This window comes from Capnocytophaga granulosa ATCC 51502, from assembly GCF_000411115.1.
Taxonomy (GTDB): Bacteria; Bacteroidota; Bacteroidia; order Flavobacteriales; family Flavobacteriaceae; genus Capnocytophaga; species Capnocytophaga granulosa.
Genome location: NZ_KE150257.1, coordinates 165,027 through 179,173, shown reverse-complemented (window position 1 = coordinate 179,173; position 14,147 = coordinate 165,027). Strand labels below are relative to the sequence as shown.

Below are 14,147 nucleotides of genomic sequence, written 5' to 3'. Positions count from 1 at the left end.
CTCACTCCCTTTTCGAAAGCGGGTGCAAAAATACAACTTCTTTTTAAACTGACAAAATATTTCAACGAATTTTTTTGAAATATTTTTTATAGTATTGAGAATCAAATAATTACATAAAAATATTCTTTATGTTGCCAAGTGGAAAAATCTCTATCTTTTATAACAGATAAATTTTGCAAGAATTTTAATGAAATAATATCTGCTCTCATTATCAAAAAAGATGATGAAAAAAGACAAGTGATGGACTTAAAAACATTTGTCAAATAGAACATACAAGGCATCGTTCTTGTGAAAATTTCACAACTGATGTACCATCATAGCTTTTTCCCTTTGACAAAAAGCCTTCTATTAACTTAGAAGAAGATATTATTGATACGAAAAGAATTGCTGTTTAAATTGAACTTACATTAAGAGAAATATCTATTGTTTAACAATGTTCTTTTCCAAACTTATTCCTCTTCCTTTGTTTCAGGTAATATTTTAGATATACGCATAGGTTGGATATCCACAATATTTGCATCTTCATATAAATATGCGGCAGATAAGTCATAAAACTTCCCTAAATTTTTATAACTATTTTTCGTTCTTACTAATTTTTCACCTAATGAATAATAGACAAGAGCATATCCAAAGTGTATGAGATATTCTAATAAATACTTTTTTCGCATGGCCAACCCTTTTAACCTCCCAATCCGAATATTTACTGACACTACTATTTCATTGGCAGATGTGTCTCTTACTACTCCTCTTTCTGCCGTGTATAATTTTAAGTATTCCATAATATGATGGTTGGGCATACATACTTCTGCAAGCCAACTATCAGATTCATTTAAACCAAACCCGTTTTCTTGCAATTGAGCTTCATATGACAACTGCAATTTAAAACCTGAATTTTCGTAACTATGATCCTTTTCCAATTCATCTCTTTGTCGAATATAGGTTTCTGCCCAAGGGTATTCATTCCACAAATAATCCGTACTTCCATTTCTACATTCTGGCATCCATCTCCCATAAAAGTTCTGATTTCTAGCCCATTCCTTGAAAGCATTCACCTCCTCTTTCTTAATGAACCCAGCGTTGGTATACAAGAAAAGATTTTTGATGGTATTATCTTCTGCCTCTGTTGTATGTCCGTCATAGCAAGTTAGTAGTACCCAGTCCTCGTCATTCTCATCTTTAAGCAGGAGCCGTGGAGCTGGGAGTTGATACTGCTGATCCATCCATTGTTTATTATCAACACTATCAACTTCTTCTAATGAATTGACTTTAAAAGAAGGCAAATCATTTTTTTGTTCACCCAATAGTGTTGGATCTATTGTGGAATGTTCGTTTGTCAACCAAGGATAAGGTTTCGTTGCTATATCTTCCTTTTTTGGGATGTCAGAGCCATAATACCTATCTTTCAATATTAAACAATGGTCAGATAGTATAGCATCTGTTTTATACAATGCCATCCAGAGATATTTTTTACCAAAACGTTCAGTTTTGTTGTCATATCTTGATGTGCTATATACATTCTTGTCCAATTCTCCAAGTCCATCATCCCAACCATATTCATTCATTATAATATTTGCCATTATATTTCTAATATGTTGCAATGAAATAGATTGATATTTACCCCCTTTTTCTTCATAGAATACACAACTATAATTATAAGAATTAGACCCAAGGACATATCTATTAAAATCAGAAAGACCACACAATGTATCATACAATCTTTTAGAACCATCAGACGAGCCAAAATAGTTCTCATTGTTACCTAATTCTGATGATACTAAAGAATCAGGGACATCTGTTATGAAAGGAGTTTTTATATTCTTCCAAAAAGCATTATCTCCATTCAAGTAATCTGCATATTGCAAAATCAACATCGTCCATTGTCTGACCAATATATCTAATGGAGCTTTCCCATCCACATAAAATATATTAAGCATCAGTTCCGCTATCTCAGTGCACTCTTTCTTGTTTCTTTTTCTTAAGAGGTGACCATAAATGGAGCACACTATCATTTCCACCACATACATATCATTGCATGAAGCAAATAAACGTAAAGCTTCTTGTAACAACTCCGGTGCCTTATCAAACAAAGAAACCAATTTTCTCAACACTCTCCCCCTGATGAAAGGATGCGTTGATGTACACATCCATCCTAGAAGTATCAGATATTTTCCATAGTCATTCTCTTTAATTTCTAATTCAAGAAAATCATCTACATTACTAGAAAAGAAAGGGTCATAAATATCATTCACAGATGTTGTCCATTGCTTGTCTCTCTTAACTAATGATTTTTTCATCAGCTTATCGTGTGCCATAAGGAATACTTTTTCCGGCAATATGCTTAGAAAATTACGTAATATACTTAATGAGAAGACCTGTTGTCTTACCATCCAGTGAAAAACTAATTCATTGTTTCTTGCACGATAATGTAGACTTTCTAACAAGATCTTCAACAGATTCTTGTGCGCAAGTAAATCCCTTTTCAACAATTCTGGCATAAGGGACCATTCCGAAAGTAAAGCTGTGAGGAAATGCCTGTACAGGCGATGTTGTTGACATTCCGACTTATCTATCACAAAATCAATTTTTACATTATCCTTTATCTCACTTTTGCAAAAGGCATCAGCCATTAGGAAGTCACCAATCTTCTGAAATCCAAACATTAGGCTTTCACCATCCGCACCTGTTTCCAGCAACAGATTTTCTTTTATTGCCCAGTACAACAAACTATTGGACCATGTCCTATTTCTGCATATTTGATCTGCATAGAGTCTTGCCTTTTCTCTTGGCAGATCCTGACATGAATTATAGAACAATGAAGTGTTTGCCAGTTTGTCCAACAGCTTTCCTGTCACATTTCGGTGTGGATCTTCATCCACCCCATCTGAAACTACAATGTTCCTATACTCTATATATTTCCGATAAAGTTCTATGTAGGAGAAATCTCTTTTTATGAAGCTAAAGTCTTGACTCACAACTTGGCAGAAGATATTTAGGAACAGTGGATTTTTAAACTCCTCTAAGAAACGACTACAAATCGAACCATCTTCGTCCTTAATTTTGTAATAGGTAAAGTATTTTCTAACCGCTTCACGGACTTGTGAACCATACCCCTTCATAGACGCTTCCCCCCAATTTTCCAAAACATCTGAAGGCTTAAAGTCCCCGTCTCTATATGTAATGATTACCCGCAAGTTCTTTAATTGATTGACCCTTTCCCCCACGTTTTTTAGTACTGTATTCCAAAATACATTTGTAGCACCCTCATTAATGGCATCAATGACGATAAGAGCATTCGAATGTTGTTCTTCCATCGCATCGTCCAAATCCTTTAACGATTTGTTTCCTATTCCTGACATTCTTGCTAACTGCAATTCAAAGTCTTCTTGTGAGGTAAACCGGCTACCAAATAACAGATACACATTTATACGTTGAGATAGCCGTTGGGCGGTAGCGCACATATAATGGGTCTTACCTATGCCTGCTTCTGCACTTATCATCAATAGTTTGCTTTGACAATAGGACATTAGTTCTATATCTGCTTTCAATCGTGGCAACTCTTCGTGAAAGAAGTTTGTAAGATCTCCTTCGTTAGATCCATCTTGAGCATAATTGGCACGTATATTCTCCAACTGAGAATAGAGCCTTGCATAATCACCCTTTTTGTATTTAGATAGGTGTGTGCAAATATATTTTATCGACAATGCAATACTCTCTAAACTCGACAATCGCTCATAGAGAGCATCCTGTACTTCCTTTACTGCAAACAAATCGATTTTATCATCCAACTCTCTGTTTGCGATATGTAAATCAGCATTGTATCTCAGAGTCGCATATCCAATAGCATTGTTTACCTGTCGTTGGCTTGTTCCCCTTCCCATAGGTGAAAAGTCTTCGCTCTGCCAGTCTTCTGACATTTCTATACCATGCGATTTTAACCGCTCTTTAATACTGCTCACCGAACAATACCCCAACCCTCCACACAATTGCTTTAATGTAACACCTATTACAGAGCCCTTTTCATTTAGCACGGGCGAACCTGAAAAACCTTTGTAAGACTCCAAGGCAAGTGAGTCGGTTCTAACCACAGCCGTATCAAACTCTCTTGTTGTTGTGCTTACTCTATCATGTACATCTATGCTTATAATATCTTTACCATTGACCAGTTCTTTTGGATAACCCATGATACACAAAGGTCTTTCTTCATTAAAGACAGCAGACAACAGAGACAAGTATTGCTCATGTTTATACTTCCCTGTTCTTAATAGTATAACATCTATAGGATCTTCTTCTTCTGCAATATACTCTATTTGACATACTCTATTTTTGTTTTCAACTTGAATAAGTACTTCCTCATTGTCAACTGCATAATCACCTAATACATGTCGTGCTGTCAGCAATGTATCATCTTTTATAAAAAAGGCAGTCCCCCTATTGCTCCCGCATATTACAGGAACAATCGTGTTATACAGTTTTTTCTTAATTTCAATAGGAAAATTCATAACTGTTTTGGTTATCATTTACTTTGATATGAAGGCTGTTCTTTTCTTCCACAGAAAGATCAGCCAGTTTTTTCAGTATTACATTGTGCCGATTGTATCGGATATCCCTATACTCAATACCATCAGGCAAGGGATTTGTTATAATTCTACCCAAGGTTTGTAAACTAGGCCTTTCTTTTGCACCTCCAGTAAAGAAAAATCTTTCGCTATCAGCCATATTCATCAATTCCTTGGAAGTACTGTGTGCACTACCATGATGTGAAACTTTAATGAGATCAAAGATAATAGGTTTTGTTTCATCTTTATACGCTTCTTCTATCGCTTTACTTACCTGTGTTGGATCTGCATCTCCCATAAACAGAATTCTATGGCCTTGATGTTCCCATACAAAGGCTATAGAAGCCATGTTGTTGTCATCCATTTTTGATAATGATTGACACGCATATTGCTTCAATGTATGTTCATTGATCGTACAATCGTTTACGTTCTCTTCTTTTATCTCCTCATCTTCATCGAGTTGTGCAATTCTCATCAAAGCCTCATAGATTGTTTCCTCCTTGTCATATTCTTCCTCTTTTTGTTTGTACAGTTGTTGCCAAAACAGTTTGCGATATTTCTTATCCAATTGATCTAAAGCAGCTTGGGATGGAGAAAGGAAAATAATCCTCCCCATATTGTTGGCAAGTTGAATCGCAGGAGACTCATCAGTAACATATTCTCTTTGCCAAGTCCTATTCCATTCTTCTTTCCTAAGTATACATTCGGCCAGTGTCACCGCTTTTTCTTCATTGATATCTTGACTTATCATATCAATCACAATTGGTAACTTGCCATACAATCTACTCACATTCTCCGTCATCTTATCCGTCCATGGTATTGCATTTTTTATAAGCCTTTGGTAGCAGTTGTATATGATATTGCCGATTATAAGATCACTGTTTTTGGTTAGCATTGTTATTAGCCCATTGATATGATCGTTGTCTATGTGTGTAACTATCAGATAATCGATTTTGTTTTTCAACTCAGTTTTAACAAAGTTATCTATCTCATCTATGTACTTACCGCAATCAACCATAATATTTAAAGTATGGCAACCATTTTCAAGCATCAAAAATATACAGTCCCCCATACCGCAAAAAAAAGTTCTAAATGTATATTTCATTGATATTCATTTTTGAGTTTATAATCAAACCTTGCACCTATTTGGACATAGAAAAATAAGGCTTTTTAGAGATGGTTGTTCCTAATAGAGAAAATTAATACTGTTTTTTAGATTAGTATTTGTCTATGCCAAAAATATATTTTATCTTTGCCTCATCTATATAAATGGAAATAGGATCTACTGGAGAGCAACCTATCAAAGATAATCATAGATAAGGCAAAGGTAAAACAGTTTTTTATTATCCAATAGCAGCACAAAGAAACAGCCTCATTTTTGTCCATTACATCTTACTTCCCAACTATTTGCATCAATCTACTGATACCTGCTTTATCCAATTCCTCTATATAGATTCCCTCTACCTGCCAAAGACCACTTTTCCTAATCTTTTCTTTGGGAGAGGATTTTCCTAACCAATCTTCAGAGGGTGATATCTGCCCTAATATAACAGCCTTAGAGAGTGTAAAAACTATTCTCTCTTCCCAACAAAGTCGTTCTTCCTCTGTTTCTACTTCAAAAACAACAAAAGAAAGATTCTCTCTCATATATTTGCTGATTTCCTCCTCATTGTCGGTAAAGAGTGCTTTTCCTATATCTTTTCTAAAAATACTTGAGGTTATATTTCCCGTAAAATGTTGTTTCAGACGTTTATAGAGATTATCATCTTTTTCATGTGTTCCCACTCTTACTATACGATCAAGTACTCTCCCATCAGGAGTTGTAATAGTTTCTCCTTTTTCAAAGAATATATAGATACCATTACGAGGAACAATCCATTTTTTTCCTATTCTTTTTTTGTAAGGAAAAGTAAATCGCTTTAAGATATTAAATAGTTCATGCAGAATATACACTGATGTTTCTGTAGTTTCTCCTGTTATATTTATCCCTTGGACTTTTTTATTTAAATCTTCTAATTTACGCCTCAATATCTCCTGCTCCGCTATCCATATTTTTTCTTCCTCTTTATTAAGCCTCTGAAGCATTTCTCCATTTCCTCTCACTCCATCAAAAGGAAGCTCAACATTTACTAACCTATCTTTGATAGGTTTTACATAATCCTTCCCCGCCAAAATAATAAACTTATCTTTTTTTATATCAGCCACTTTCTTCAATTCTTCTATTACCTTTTCTCCCCACTTAACTCTATCTTCCTCTTTTGTAATATCTTTCTTAAGAGAGACATCATAAGGAGCAATCACTTTGTCAAGCGGAAGTAGATGATGTTTCGCTGACAAAATATAGATGTTATCTGTTGTAGTAAGAGTCTTTGCATAGGCTAAACTCTTTTTAAACAAAGGACTTATATATAGATCCTCAGCTTTCGATTTTTCTTTTGCTTTTTTGGCTGCACATGATATAAGTATAATCGTCTTCATGTTATAGAAATTAAAATTTGACCTCACAAAGATACAACTTTTTTCTATTTTTGCAAGTGCTTTTTTGATAATTTTTTCTATAATATTACAATATATTCAAATTAGAATCCAAGTGGCAACCTCATTGGGGAACAAGAGAATATGAGCAGGTACAACAATACCTTATTACTCTTAATCAGTCATATCCCCTCCTTAATCCTTATAGATATTGATCATTAGTCATCGGTCTATATTATTCATTCTTGATTTATCTTGGTAGTATCTCCTCCGTGAAGAATCTGTTCGTTAGGTTTGTATAACTTAGGAAAATAATGTACCTTTGTTACTTAAAAAGGAGTATTCCTAAGCATGAGATATCCAATAAACAATAATTGTAATTAAAACAGATAGGACTATACTCAAAAAAATACTTGATAAGGAGCTAAAGATAAAGAACATGAGCAGACAACTAAATTTTTATGCCACAGATGCTGATAGAAAAATTATAGTAGATATATTGCGTGAACATTTTGGAGAAATGATAGAGGTTTCCTGTCCGAAAAATAGTCTACAACTGTTTGAAGATACCATAGATAAAAAACTTTACCGCCTAACGGATGCAGATGGTAAAGAACATATTGCCTATAAGAAACTTACTTATCATGATTTAAGGAAAGTCCTTGTAGTGGATGAATATAATAGTTCTATATTAGAATATTCTACAGCTTTCAAAAATCCCTCAGGAGCCTATGTAAGTGGACGTTTTTATACTTGTACGAATCATAAAGATTTTTCCGCAAAAGTAGCGAAATTCTTTACCAAACTTAAAAAAGTTTTTATCTACCTAAAGCCTCAAAAACTTTATATTTCAAAAAACATAGATTTGGATAGTGCCTTATTCCTCTTGTCCAATAGAGTTGTTAAGCTTAGCATAGATGGCACAGAGGAGATCATACAAGATGTAAAAAAGACTTCTAAAAAAGCCCCCTCTGTAAAAGTGATTCCAGACAAAATGAATATCTTTAATAAGAGATAATTTTTATAGCTACTAGAATAGTACTACCCTTATCCTTGATACTTTTTATCTCGGTAGTATTTCTGCGGTAAGGCCTGCGCGAGTGAGGCGGCTACAGCGGGGCAGGAGGTCTTCGTAGGAACCTTCTTTTACGGGGCATTTGCCTGAGAAGTGCACTAAGGCGGCACACTGTTCTGCTTGTTCGTAAGTGTGATCACATACCTCCATGAGCAGTTCTATGACGTAGTCAAAGGTATTGTAATCGTCGTTGTAGAGCATGATTTGGTAGAGGTCGGCATACTCTGTGAGAAGGTCTTCGTCGTATGCCTCATTGGGTAGGGGTTGGGTCTGTGGCATAGGTATCGTTTTGGGTTAGGGTTGTTTGATAGGATTTTTCTTTTTGTTTTTCTTTTTCTGATCTCCCGCACGGAAGAAAGCACGCTTGGCAGCGCGTTCTTCAGCTTTTTTCTTGGAGGTATCATGCGCTTTGGCATAGACTTTTTCGTTGATCATCACCTTGGCTTGGAAGTGCTTGGTGTTGCCCTGATAGGTGGTGTCTTCTTCGGAAACGAAAGCGATGGTCTTGTGGTACTTCTGTGCCCACTCTACCATTAGGGACTTGTAGCTAATGACCTTATGCTCCAAGTCTCTCATGCTTAAGTTGTTATCTATCAGGATACGATGGATAAACTCGGTGGCCTTGCCATAGCCCAAGTCCAAGTAAATTGCCCCTACGAGGGCTTCCAATAGATTTCCCGTGATGTTGCCGCTAAGCAGTACGGTCTTCTTGTCCGTCAGCAGGTAGTCCCTCAGGCGTAGCTGTTCGCCTATTTGGTTGAGGTTCTCTCGCCTTACCATACGGGTACGCATCTTGGTCAGATCCCCTTCGTTCTTGTCGGGGGCTTGTAGGAAGACAAAGTGAGCGATGACCGCACCGAGTATGGCATCGCCAAGGAACTCCAATCGTTCGTAGCTCACATGGGGCGCAGTCCCCTCACAGCGAGCCGTACCAAGGGTAAAAGCCTCCTGGTAGTAATGGATCTCCTTAGGGCGGAAGCCTAAGAGATTCTCCATTTTAGCAAAAAATATCCCGTCTTTTTTTTGAAAACGGGATATTATTTTTTTTAAGAATAGCATCTAATCCAATTTTTTGAACAATACACAAGCATTATGTCCTCCAAAACCAAAGGTATTACTCATGGCAACCTTTACCTCGCGTTTTTGTGGTTGGTTAAAGGTGAAGTTAAGTTTTTGGTCAATGTTCTCATCAGGGTTTTCAAAGTTGATGGTTGGGGGGACTACTTGGTGTGTGATAGCCAGTACAGAAGCGATAGCCTCTATAGCTCCAGCGGCACCGAGTAGGTGACCAGTCATGGACTTGGTAGAGTTAAGATTGAGCTTATAGGCATGTTCGCCAAAGACCTCCTTAACGGCCTTCGTCTCAGCTATATCGCCTAGTGGAGTGGAAGTACCATGTAGGTTGATGGCATCTACGTCCTCTGGGGCGAGATGAGCATCGGCCAAACAGTTCTTCATCACTGCTTTTGCTCCTAGTCCTTCTGGGTGAGGAGCTGTTAGGTGATAGGCATCGGCAGAGAGACCGCCTCCTGCTAGCTCACAGTATATTTTGGCACCACGTGCCTTGGCGTGTTCGTATTCTTCCAAGATGAGCGCCCCTGCCCCCTCTCCCAGTACGAACCCATCGCGGGTTACATCGTAAGGGCGAGAAGCACGCTTGTAGTCATCGTTACGGGTAGAAAGGGCATGCAAAGCATTGAACCCTCCGATACCAGCCTCGTTGACTGCCGCTTCGGAGCCTCCTGTGACCATTACATCGGCATAGCCTAGGCGGATATAGTTCAGCGCATCGATCAGCGCATTGGCCGAAGAGGCACAAGCCGATACGGTAGTGAAGTTAGGCCCGCGCAAGCCATAGCGAATGGAGATCATACCAGGGGCAATGTCGGCAATCATCTTAGGGATAAAGAAAGGGTTAAAGCGGGGTGTACCATCGCCACGACCAAAGGCGAGTACCTCGTCTTGGAAGGTCATCAGTCCCCCGATACCAGCACCCCATATAACTCCGATGCGGTCTTTGTCCTCGTGTTCTAAATCAAGGCCAGCGTCCTTAATTGCTTCATCGGAAGCCACTACGGCAAATTGGGTAAAGCGGTCCATCTTGCGTACCTCTTTCTTGTCTATAAACTCGTTGGGGTCAAAGCCCTTTACCTCACAGGCGAATTGGGTCTTGAACTTGGAAGCGTCAAAGTGTGTAATGAGGTTCGCTCCACTCTCCCCACGAAGGAGTGCGTCCCAATAGGCGTCCAAGGTGTTTCCTATAGGAGTGATGGCGCCTAATCCTGTTACAACTACACGTCTGGTTTGCATAATTAATAGAGGTTTTAAATTAAAATGGTATTACCTACAATATACCAAACGGGGAGTTTTCCTCCCCGTAGAGCATTTCAAGTGAGTATATGCTATTTTTTGTTTTCTTCTATGTACTTAATAGCTTGTCCCACTGTTGAGATGTTTTCAGCCTGATCATCAGGGATTTGAATGTCAAATTCTTTTTCAAATTCCATGATCAACTCTACAGTGTCCAAGGAATCTGCTCCTAGATCATTGGTGAAGCTAGCCTCTGGTACTACTTCTGTTTCATCTACTCCGAGCTTATCCACAATAATAGCTTTTACTCTTGATGCAATGTCTGACATAACTTAAAAATTTTAATTTAACTCGTTGCAAAAGTAAGAAAGTTTTTTTGATTAGCAGTCATATGTTGAAAAAAAAAGCGTGGTTTTTCGCAAATTAGCTGTATATCAATGTTTTAACTCTCTTAAAATATCTTTTTGAGGGGTTAAAATAGGGGTCAAGGAGGAGAATCGTCTTTAAGAAATTCTCTTAAATTCTCGGCAAGGCTGCTTTTTCTGCGCTTTATGGTATGAAAAGTGAAAAAAAATTTATATTTTTGCCCAATATTTATGCCTTATGAGAACTATTTTTTCATATCTATGCTTGCTACAGGCAGCCGTAGGTTTTTCCCAAAACTTTACACTCACTGGTCGGGTAAGTAGCCCCTATGAGGGTAAGATATACTTGTGGTATGGCGACAAGGTGGATAGTACCGAGGTCTCCAACAAGGAGTTTTATTTCTCAGGACAAGTGCCCTATCCTACCAAAGCCTCTCTTTCGGTGAGTCCTAAGTTCAAGAATACAGGCTTTTTTGTCTTGGAAGCGGGCGATCTCTCTACTGATATTGCCATAGAAAACCGCCATCAGGTGTATCTTAAAGGGCTTAACGGTAGCCCCTCGCTCAATGAGGTCAAGGATATTCTGATCTTCAGGCATAAGAATGCTTCGCTCTCCAACCTGGCTGATCTGCTAACTCCTCGCTTGGAGAAGCTCATCAAGCGCGAACCTAAGAGCCAGTTTGCTGGTATCCTCTTGTCCGACCTGATGACCGACCGCATACTCCCCTACCGCTATGCTCAAAGGCTCTATGACCTTTTGGACAAACGTACGCAGGACAAGGAAGATATCCAAAAAATAGAACAGATGCTTAGTGCCATGAGCCGAACTCAAATAGGTAGCCAACTGCCTGATATGGAGTTTGATACCGAAAAAGGGCGTGAGAAGCTCTCGGCGGCTAAGAAGAAACTCACCTTGGTGCTCTTTACTGCCTCGGATTGTATTGCTTGTGTGGAGGTTACCCGCCAGTTTGCCGAGCTTTACAAGAAATACCACAGCTCGCATGGCTTTACCATCTATGCGGTTTATCTAGATCATGAGCGCAACACTTGGCTTGATCATATCCATCGCGAAGGCTATCGCTTCACTACTCTTATTGCTCCTAAGAAGTTCAAGGACGAGACTTTACAATCCTTAGGCATCATAGATGTACCGTCCAACTTCCTCATTGACGAAAATGGCAAAATCCTCGCGGTAAACATTACCCCTAAGGGCGTACATCGTGGCCTTGACCCCGAAGCGGCTGCCTATGTCCCCGTTCCAAAAAAAGTAAAAGGTAAAAAAGTGAAAAAACTTAAATAGTGACGAGTGACGAGTGACTAATGACAAGTGACTAATGACTAATGACTAACAACTAAAAACTAACGAATGTATATAGAATATATCGGTTATTTTGCCTCGGTATGTATTGTACTGAGCTTTATTATGAAGAAGGTACAGCATATTCGCCTAATCAACTTGATAGGTTGTTTATGCTTTGTTATCTATGGCCTTCTGTACGAACCTAAACTATGGCCTGTTATTATTCCTAATGCCCTTATCTGCTTTGTACAAATATACTACCTTAGTAAAAGTAAAAAGTAAAAAGTAAATGGTAAAAGGTAAAGCCCATAGGCTGGCGCGAGTCACATACTTGCTTCCAAGTATTCAGCAACTTTAGCTCGTGCCTAACTATTATTAGAGCTTGTAGCTCGTCCCTTTCATGTGGCGCGCTACAAGCTTTTCATTTTTTATTTTTCGTTTCTAACTCTTCCCAAAAATCAAAGTAGTTAAACCACTGCAAGGGGTATCGCTGTAGCATCTGCTCCATGCTTTGTGTAAAGGCGCTTAGCAGGCCTTGAGCATCTCGGTGAGCGGTCTGTGCGACACGAGCGTAGAGGTGATAGTGTAGGTTGCGCTCCTTCATTACATAGACGAAGATGACGGGCACGCCCAAGCGGGAGGCAATATGAAAAGGACCCGCAGGAAAGCGCGCCATTTGCCCCAAGAGCGGAGCGGTGAGATACTTATTGCCCTCAAAATAGCGATCGCCTGTAAGGCAGATAATCCCATGGTGTTGCAAGGCTTCATTGATCTCAAAGATATGAGAGAGGTCGTCCTTGATATAAATGTACTTAGGCGGGGGAGCCGAAGAAATCTCCTGCAAATAGTCCCTAATGGCGGTACGCTCCAGATCTACCGTAACAGTGTGTATCTGGCAATCCTCATCTATCTCCCTGAAGAATGGTTCGGCCATCTCAAAGTTACCAATATGAGCGGAAATAAGTACCCCGCCCTTATGTGCCTTAAGCAATTCTTGTAGGTGTTCTACCCCATCAAAATCATAAGTGAATTGATCACGTAGCTGAGCTGAGACGGCTACCTTGTCTATTATCGTCTGTCCGAAGACAAAGTAATTGCGGTAGAGGCTTACCCAAGTCTTTGCCCACGAATACCCCAAGCGTTGGCGGAAATAGTAACGCAACACACGGTTGGAACGCCTTTCGAAGAGGAAGTAATAAAAAGCCACAAAGACAAGCAACCCATAAGCCCAGCGGACACCTAAGTGCTTGATGAGCAGCACAAATACCTTGTACCCCCATACACTTCCCTTGGACTTACCCTGCCATTGGGTCTTGGCCTTTTTATCTTCCATTCATTTTCTCCTCTAAAGTAGTATAAAAATCATTGAAGCTGACAATGGGTTTGAAATCCGCCTCCACGAGTTTTACCCCGAAGGTCTCCTGAATGACCACTACCAAATCCACATAGTCAAGGCTATCCAAGCCTAAGGACTCGCGGAAATTGGCCTCTGGAGCAATAACCGAGCGATCTACTTCAAACTCTTCTACCAAGATATCGTTGATGGTAGCTATAATTTCATCTCTTTTCATAAGTACTAGTTCTTGGGTGCAAAAATAGGAAAAAAAATTGAATTTTGAGTTTTGAGTTTCAAGTTGCTAATAGCTAACCACTGATTCTATGGGGGCAATTTGTCATTTAATCCTCCTGCTGACCACTGATTACTGACTGCTCATCACTGTAACATATTGACAATCAATGAAAATAAAAAATAATTGAATTTTTTTTGAAAAAAGTATTGTTAGTTTGAAAAAATGTTGTACCTTTGCACCGCAAAACAAAACAATGGTCTGGTAGTTCAGCTGGTTAGAATACATGCCTGTCACGCATGGGGTCGCGGGTTCGAGTCCCGTCCAGACCGCTAAAAATTTAGTTGTGTTGTTTTGTGTAATATTTGGTTTTACACAGGTTTATTTAAACCAATGAAAGGCTTTCCTATGGAAGGCTTTTTTTATTTAATGACTAATGACAAGTTAATGACTAATGACAAGTGACTAATCCATTCTATTAGTCACTTGTCATTAGTC

12 protein-coding genes, 1 tRNA gene and 1 pseudogene are annotated in these 14,147 nt (G+C 38.8%); 5 read left to right on the top strand and 9 right to left on the bottom strand.

The features are described 5' to 3' along the window. Window positions 1-236: 236 nt before the first annotated feature. Window positions 237-395: pseudogene (locus HMPREF9331_RS13560) on the top strand (IS982 family transposase); the annotation flags it as partial. Window positions 396-449: 54 nt separating this feature from the next. Here HMPREF9331_RS13560 and HMPREF9331_RS10995 read toward each other — a convergent pair. The 3 genes from HMPREF9331_RS10995 to HMPREF9331_RS13225 all read right to left on the bottom strand — a co-directional run bounded on the left by HMPREF9331_RS10995 (window position 450) and on the right by HMPREF9331_RS13225 (window position 7,034). Then, entirely contained in the window at window positions 450-4,499 is a 4,050-nt protein-coding gene (locus HMPREF9331_RS10995) for a S1 family peptidase (protein ID WP_016420980.1), read from the bottom strand. Then, entirely contained in the window at window positions 4,483-5,661 is a 1,179-nt protein-coding gene (locus HMPREF9331_RS10990; RefSeq protein WP_016420979.1) for a ComEC/Rec2 family competence protein, read from the bottom strand. Before HMPREF9331_RS10990 ends, HMPREF9331_RS10995 begins: the two co-directional genes overlap by 17 nt. A gap of 287 nt (window positions 5,662-5,948) precedes the next feature. Beyond that, window positions 5,949-7,034 carry a DUF6884 domain-containing protein gene (locus tag HMPREF9331_RS13225; protein WP_016420978.1) on the bottom strand — a complete coding sequence of 362 codons (1,086 nt, stop codon included), beginning with the start codon at window positions 7,032-7,034 and terminating at the stop codon, window positions 5,949-5,951. Between the two features lie 436 nt (window positions 7,035-7,470). Between HMPREF9331_RS13225 and HMPREF9331_RS10975 the strand changes: the two genes are divergently transcribed. Further along, window positions 7,471-8,049 (top strand): hypothetical protein, encoded by a 579-nt coding sequence (locus HMPREF9331_RS10975; protein ID WP_016420977.1) that lies wholly within the window; start codon window positions 7,471-7,473, stop codon window positions 8,047-8,049. Window positions 8,050-8,094: 45 nt separating this feature from the next. On the opposite strand, the gene HMPREF9331_RS10970 is transcribed toward HMPREF9331_RS10975, so the two are convergent. The 4 genes from HMPREF9331_RS10970 to HMPREF9331_RS10955 all read right to left on the bottom strand — a co-directional run bounded on the left by HMPREF9331_RS10970 (window position 8,095) and on the right by HMPREF9331_RS10955 (window position 10,745). Continuing rightward, a complete protein-coding gene (locus HMPREF9331_RS10970) occupies window positions 8,095-8,385 on the bottom strand; it encodes an ATP-dependent Clp protease adaptor ClpS (RefSeq protein ID WP_016420976.1) in 291 nt (96 codons plus the stop codon). A 15-nt stretch (window positions 8,386-8,400) separates the two neighbouring features. Then, a complete protein-coding gene (rnc, locus tag HMPREF9331_RS10965) occupies window positions 8,401-9,165 on the bottom strand; it encodes a ribonuclease III (RefSeq protein WP_009642429.1) in 765 nt (254 codons plus the stop codon). Further along, window positions 9,166-10,416: a beta-ketoacyl-ACP synthase II gene (fabF, locus tag HMPREF9331_RS10960; RefSeq protein ID WP_009642437.1), complete on the bottom strand. Its 1,251-nt coding sequence runs from the start codon at window positions 10,414-10,416 to the stop codon at window positions 9,166-9,168. A 92-nt stretch (window positions 10,417-10,508) separates the two neighbouring features. Then, window positions 10,509-10,745: an acyl carrier protein gene (locus tag HMPREF9331_RS10955; RefSeq protein WP_016420975.1), complete on the bottom strand. Its 237-nt coding sequence runs from the start codon at window positions 10,743-10,745 to the stop codon at window positions 10,509-10,511. Between the two features lie 274 nt (window positions 10,746-11,019). Between HMPREF9331_RS10955 and HMPREF9331_RS10950 the strand changes: the two genes are divergently transcribed. Then, window positions 11,020-12,081 (top strand): TlpA disulfide reductase family protein, encoded by a 1,062-nt coding sequence (locus HMPREF9331_RS10950; protein ID WP_016420974.1) that lies wholly within the window; start codon window positions 11,020-11,022, stop codon window positions 12,079-12,081. A 66-nt stretch (window positions 12,082-12,147) separates the two neighbouring features. Further along, the gene (locus HMPREF9331_RS10945; RefSeq protein WP_016420973.1) at window positions 12,148-12,363 is read left to right on the top strand and encodes a hypothetical protein; all 216 of its coding nucleotides are present in this window, start codon (window positions 12,148-12,150) and stop codon (window positions 12,361-12,363) included. 139 nt (window positions 12,364-12,502) lie between these two features. Here HMPREF9331_RS10945 and HMPREF9331_RS10940 read toward each other — a convergent pair whose 3' ends face one another. After that, on the bottom strand, window positions 12,503-13,414 hold the full coding sequence (locus HMPREF9331_RS10940; RefSeq protein WP_016420972.1) for a lysophospholipid acyltransferase family protein: 912 nt from the start codon (window positions 13,412-13,414) through the stop codon (window positions 12,503-12,505). After that, entirely contained in the window at window positions 13,404-13,652 is a 249-nt protein-coding gene (locus HMPREF9331_RS10935; protein WP_016420971.1) for a phosphopantetheine-binding protein, read from the bottom strand. Before HMPREF9331_RS10935 ends, HMPREF9331_RS10940 begins: the two co-directional genes overlap by 11 nt. Window positions 13,653-13,907: 255 nt before the next feature. Here HMPREF9331_RS10935 and HMPREF9331_RS10930 point away from each other — a divergent pair. Continuing rightward, a tRNA-Asp gene (locus HMPREF9331_RS10930) sits at window positions 13,908-13,981 on the top strand. Window positions 13,982-14,147 lie beyond the last annotated feature (166 nt).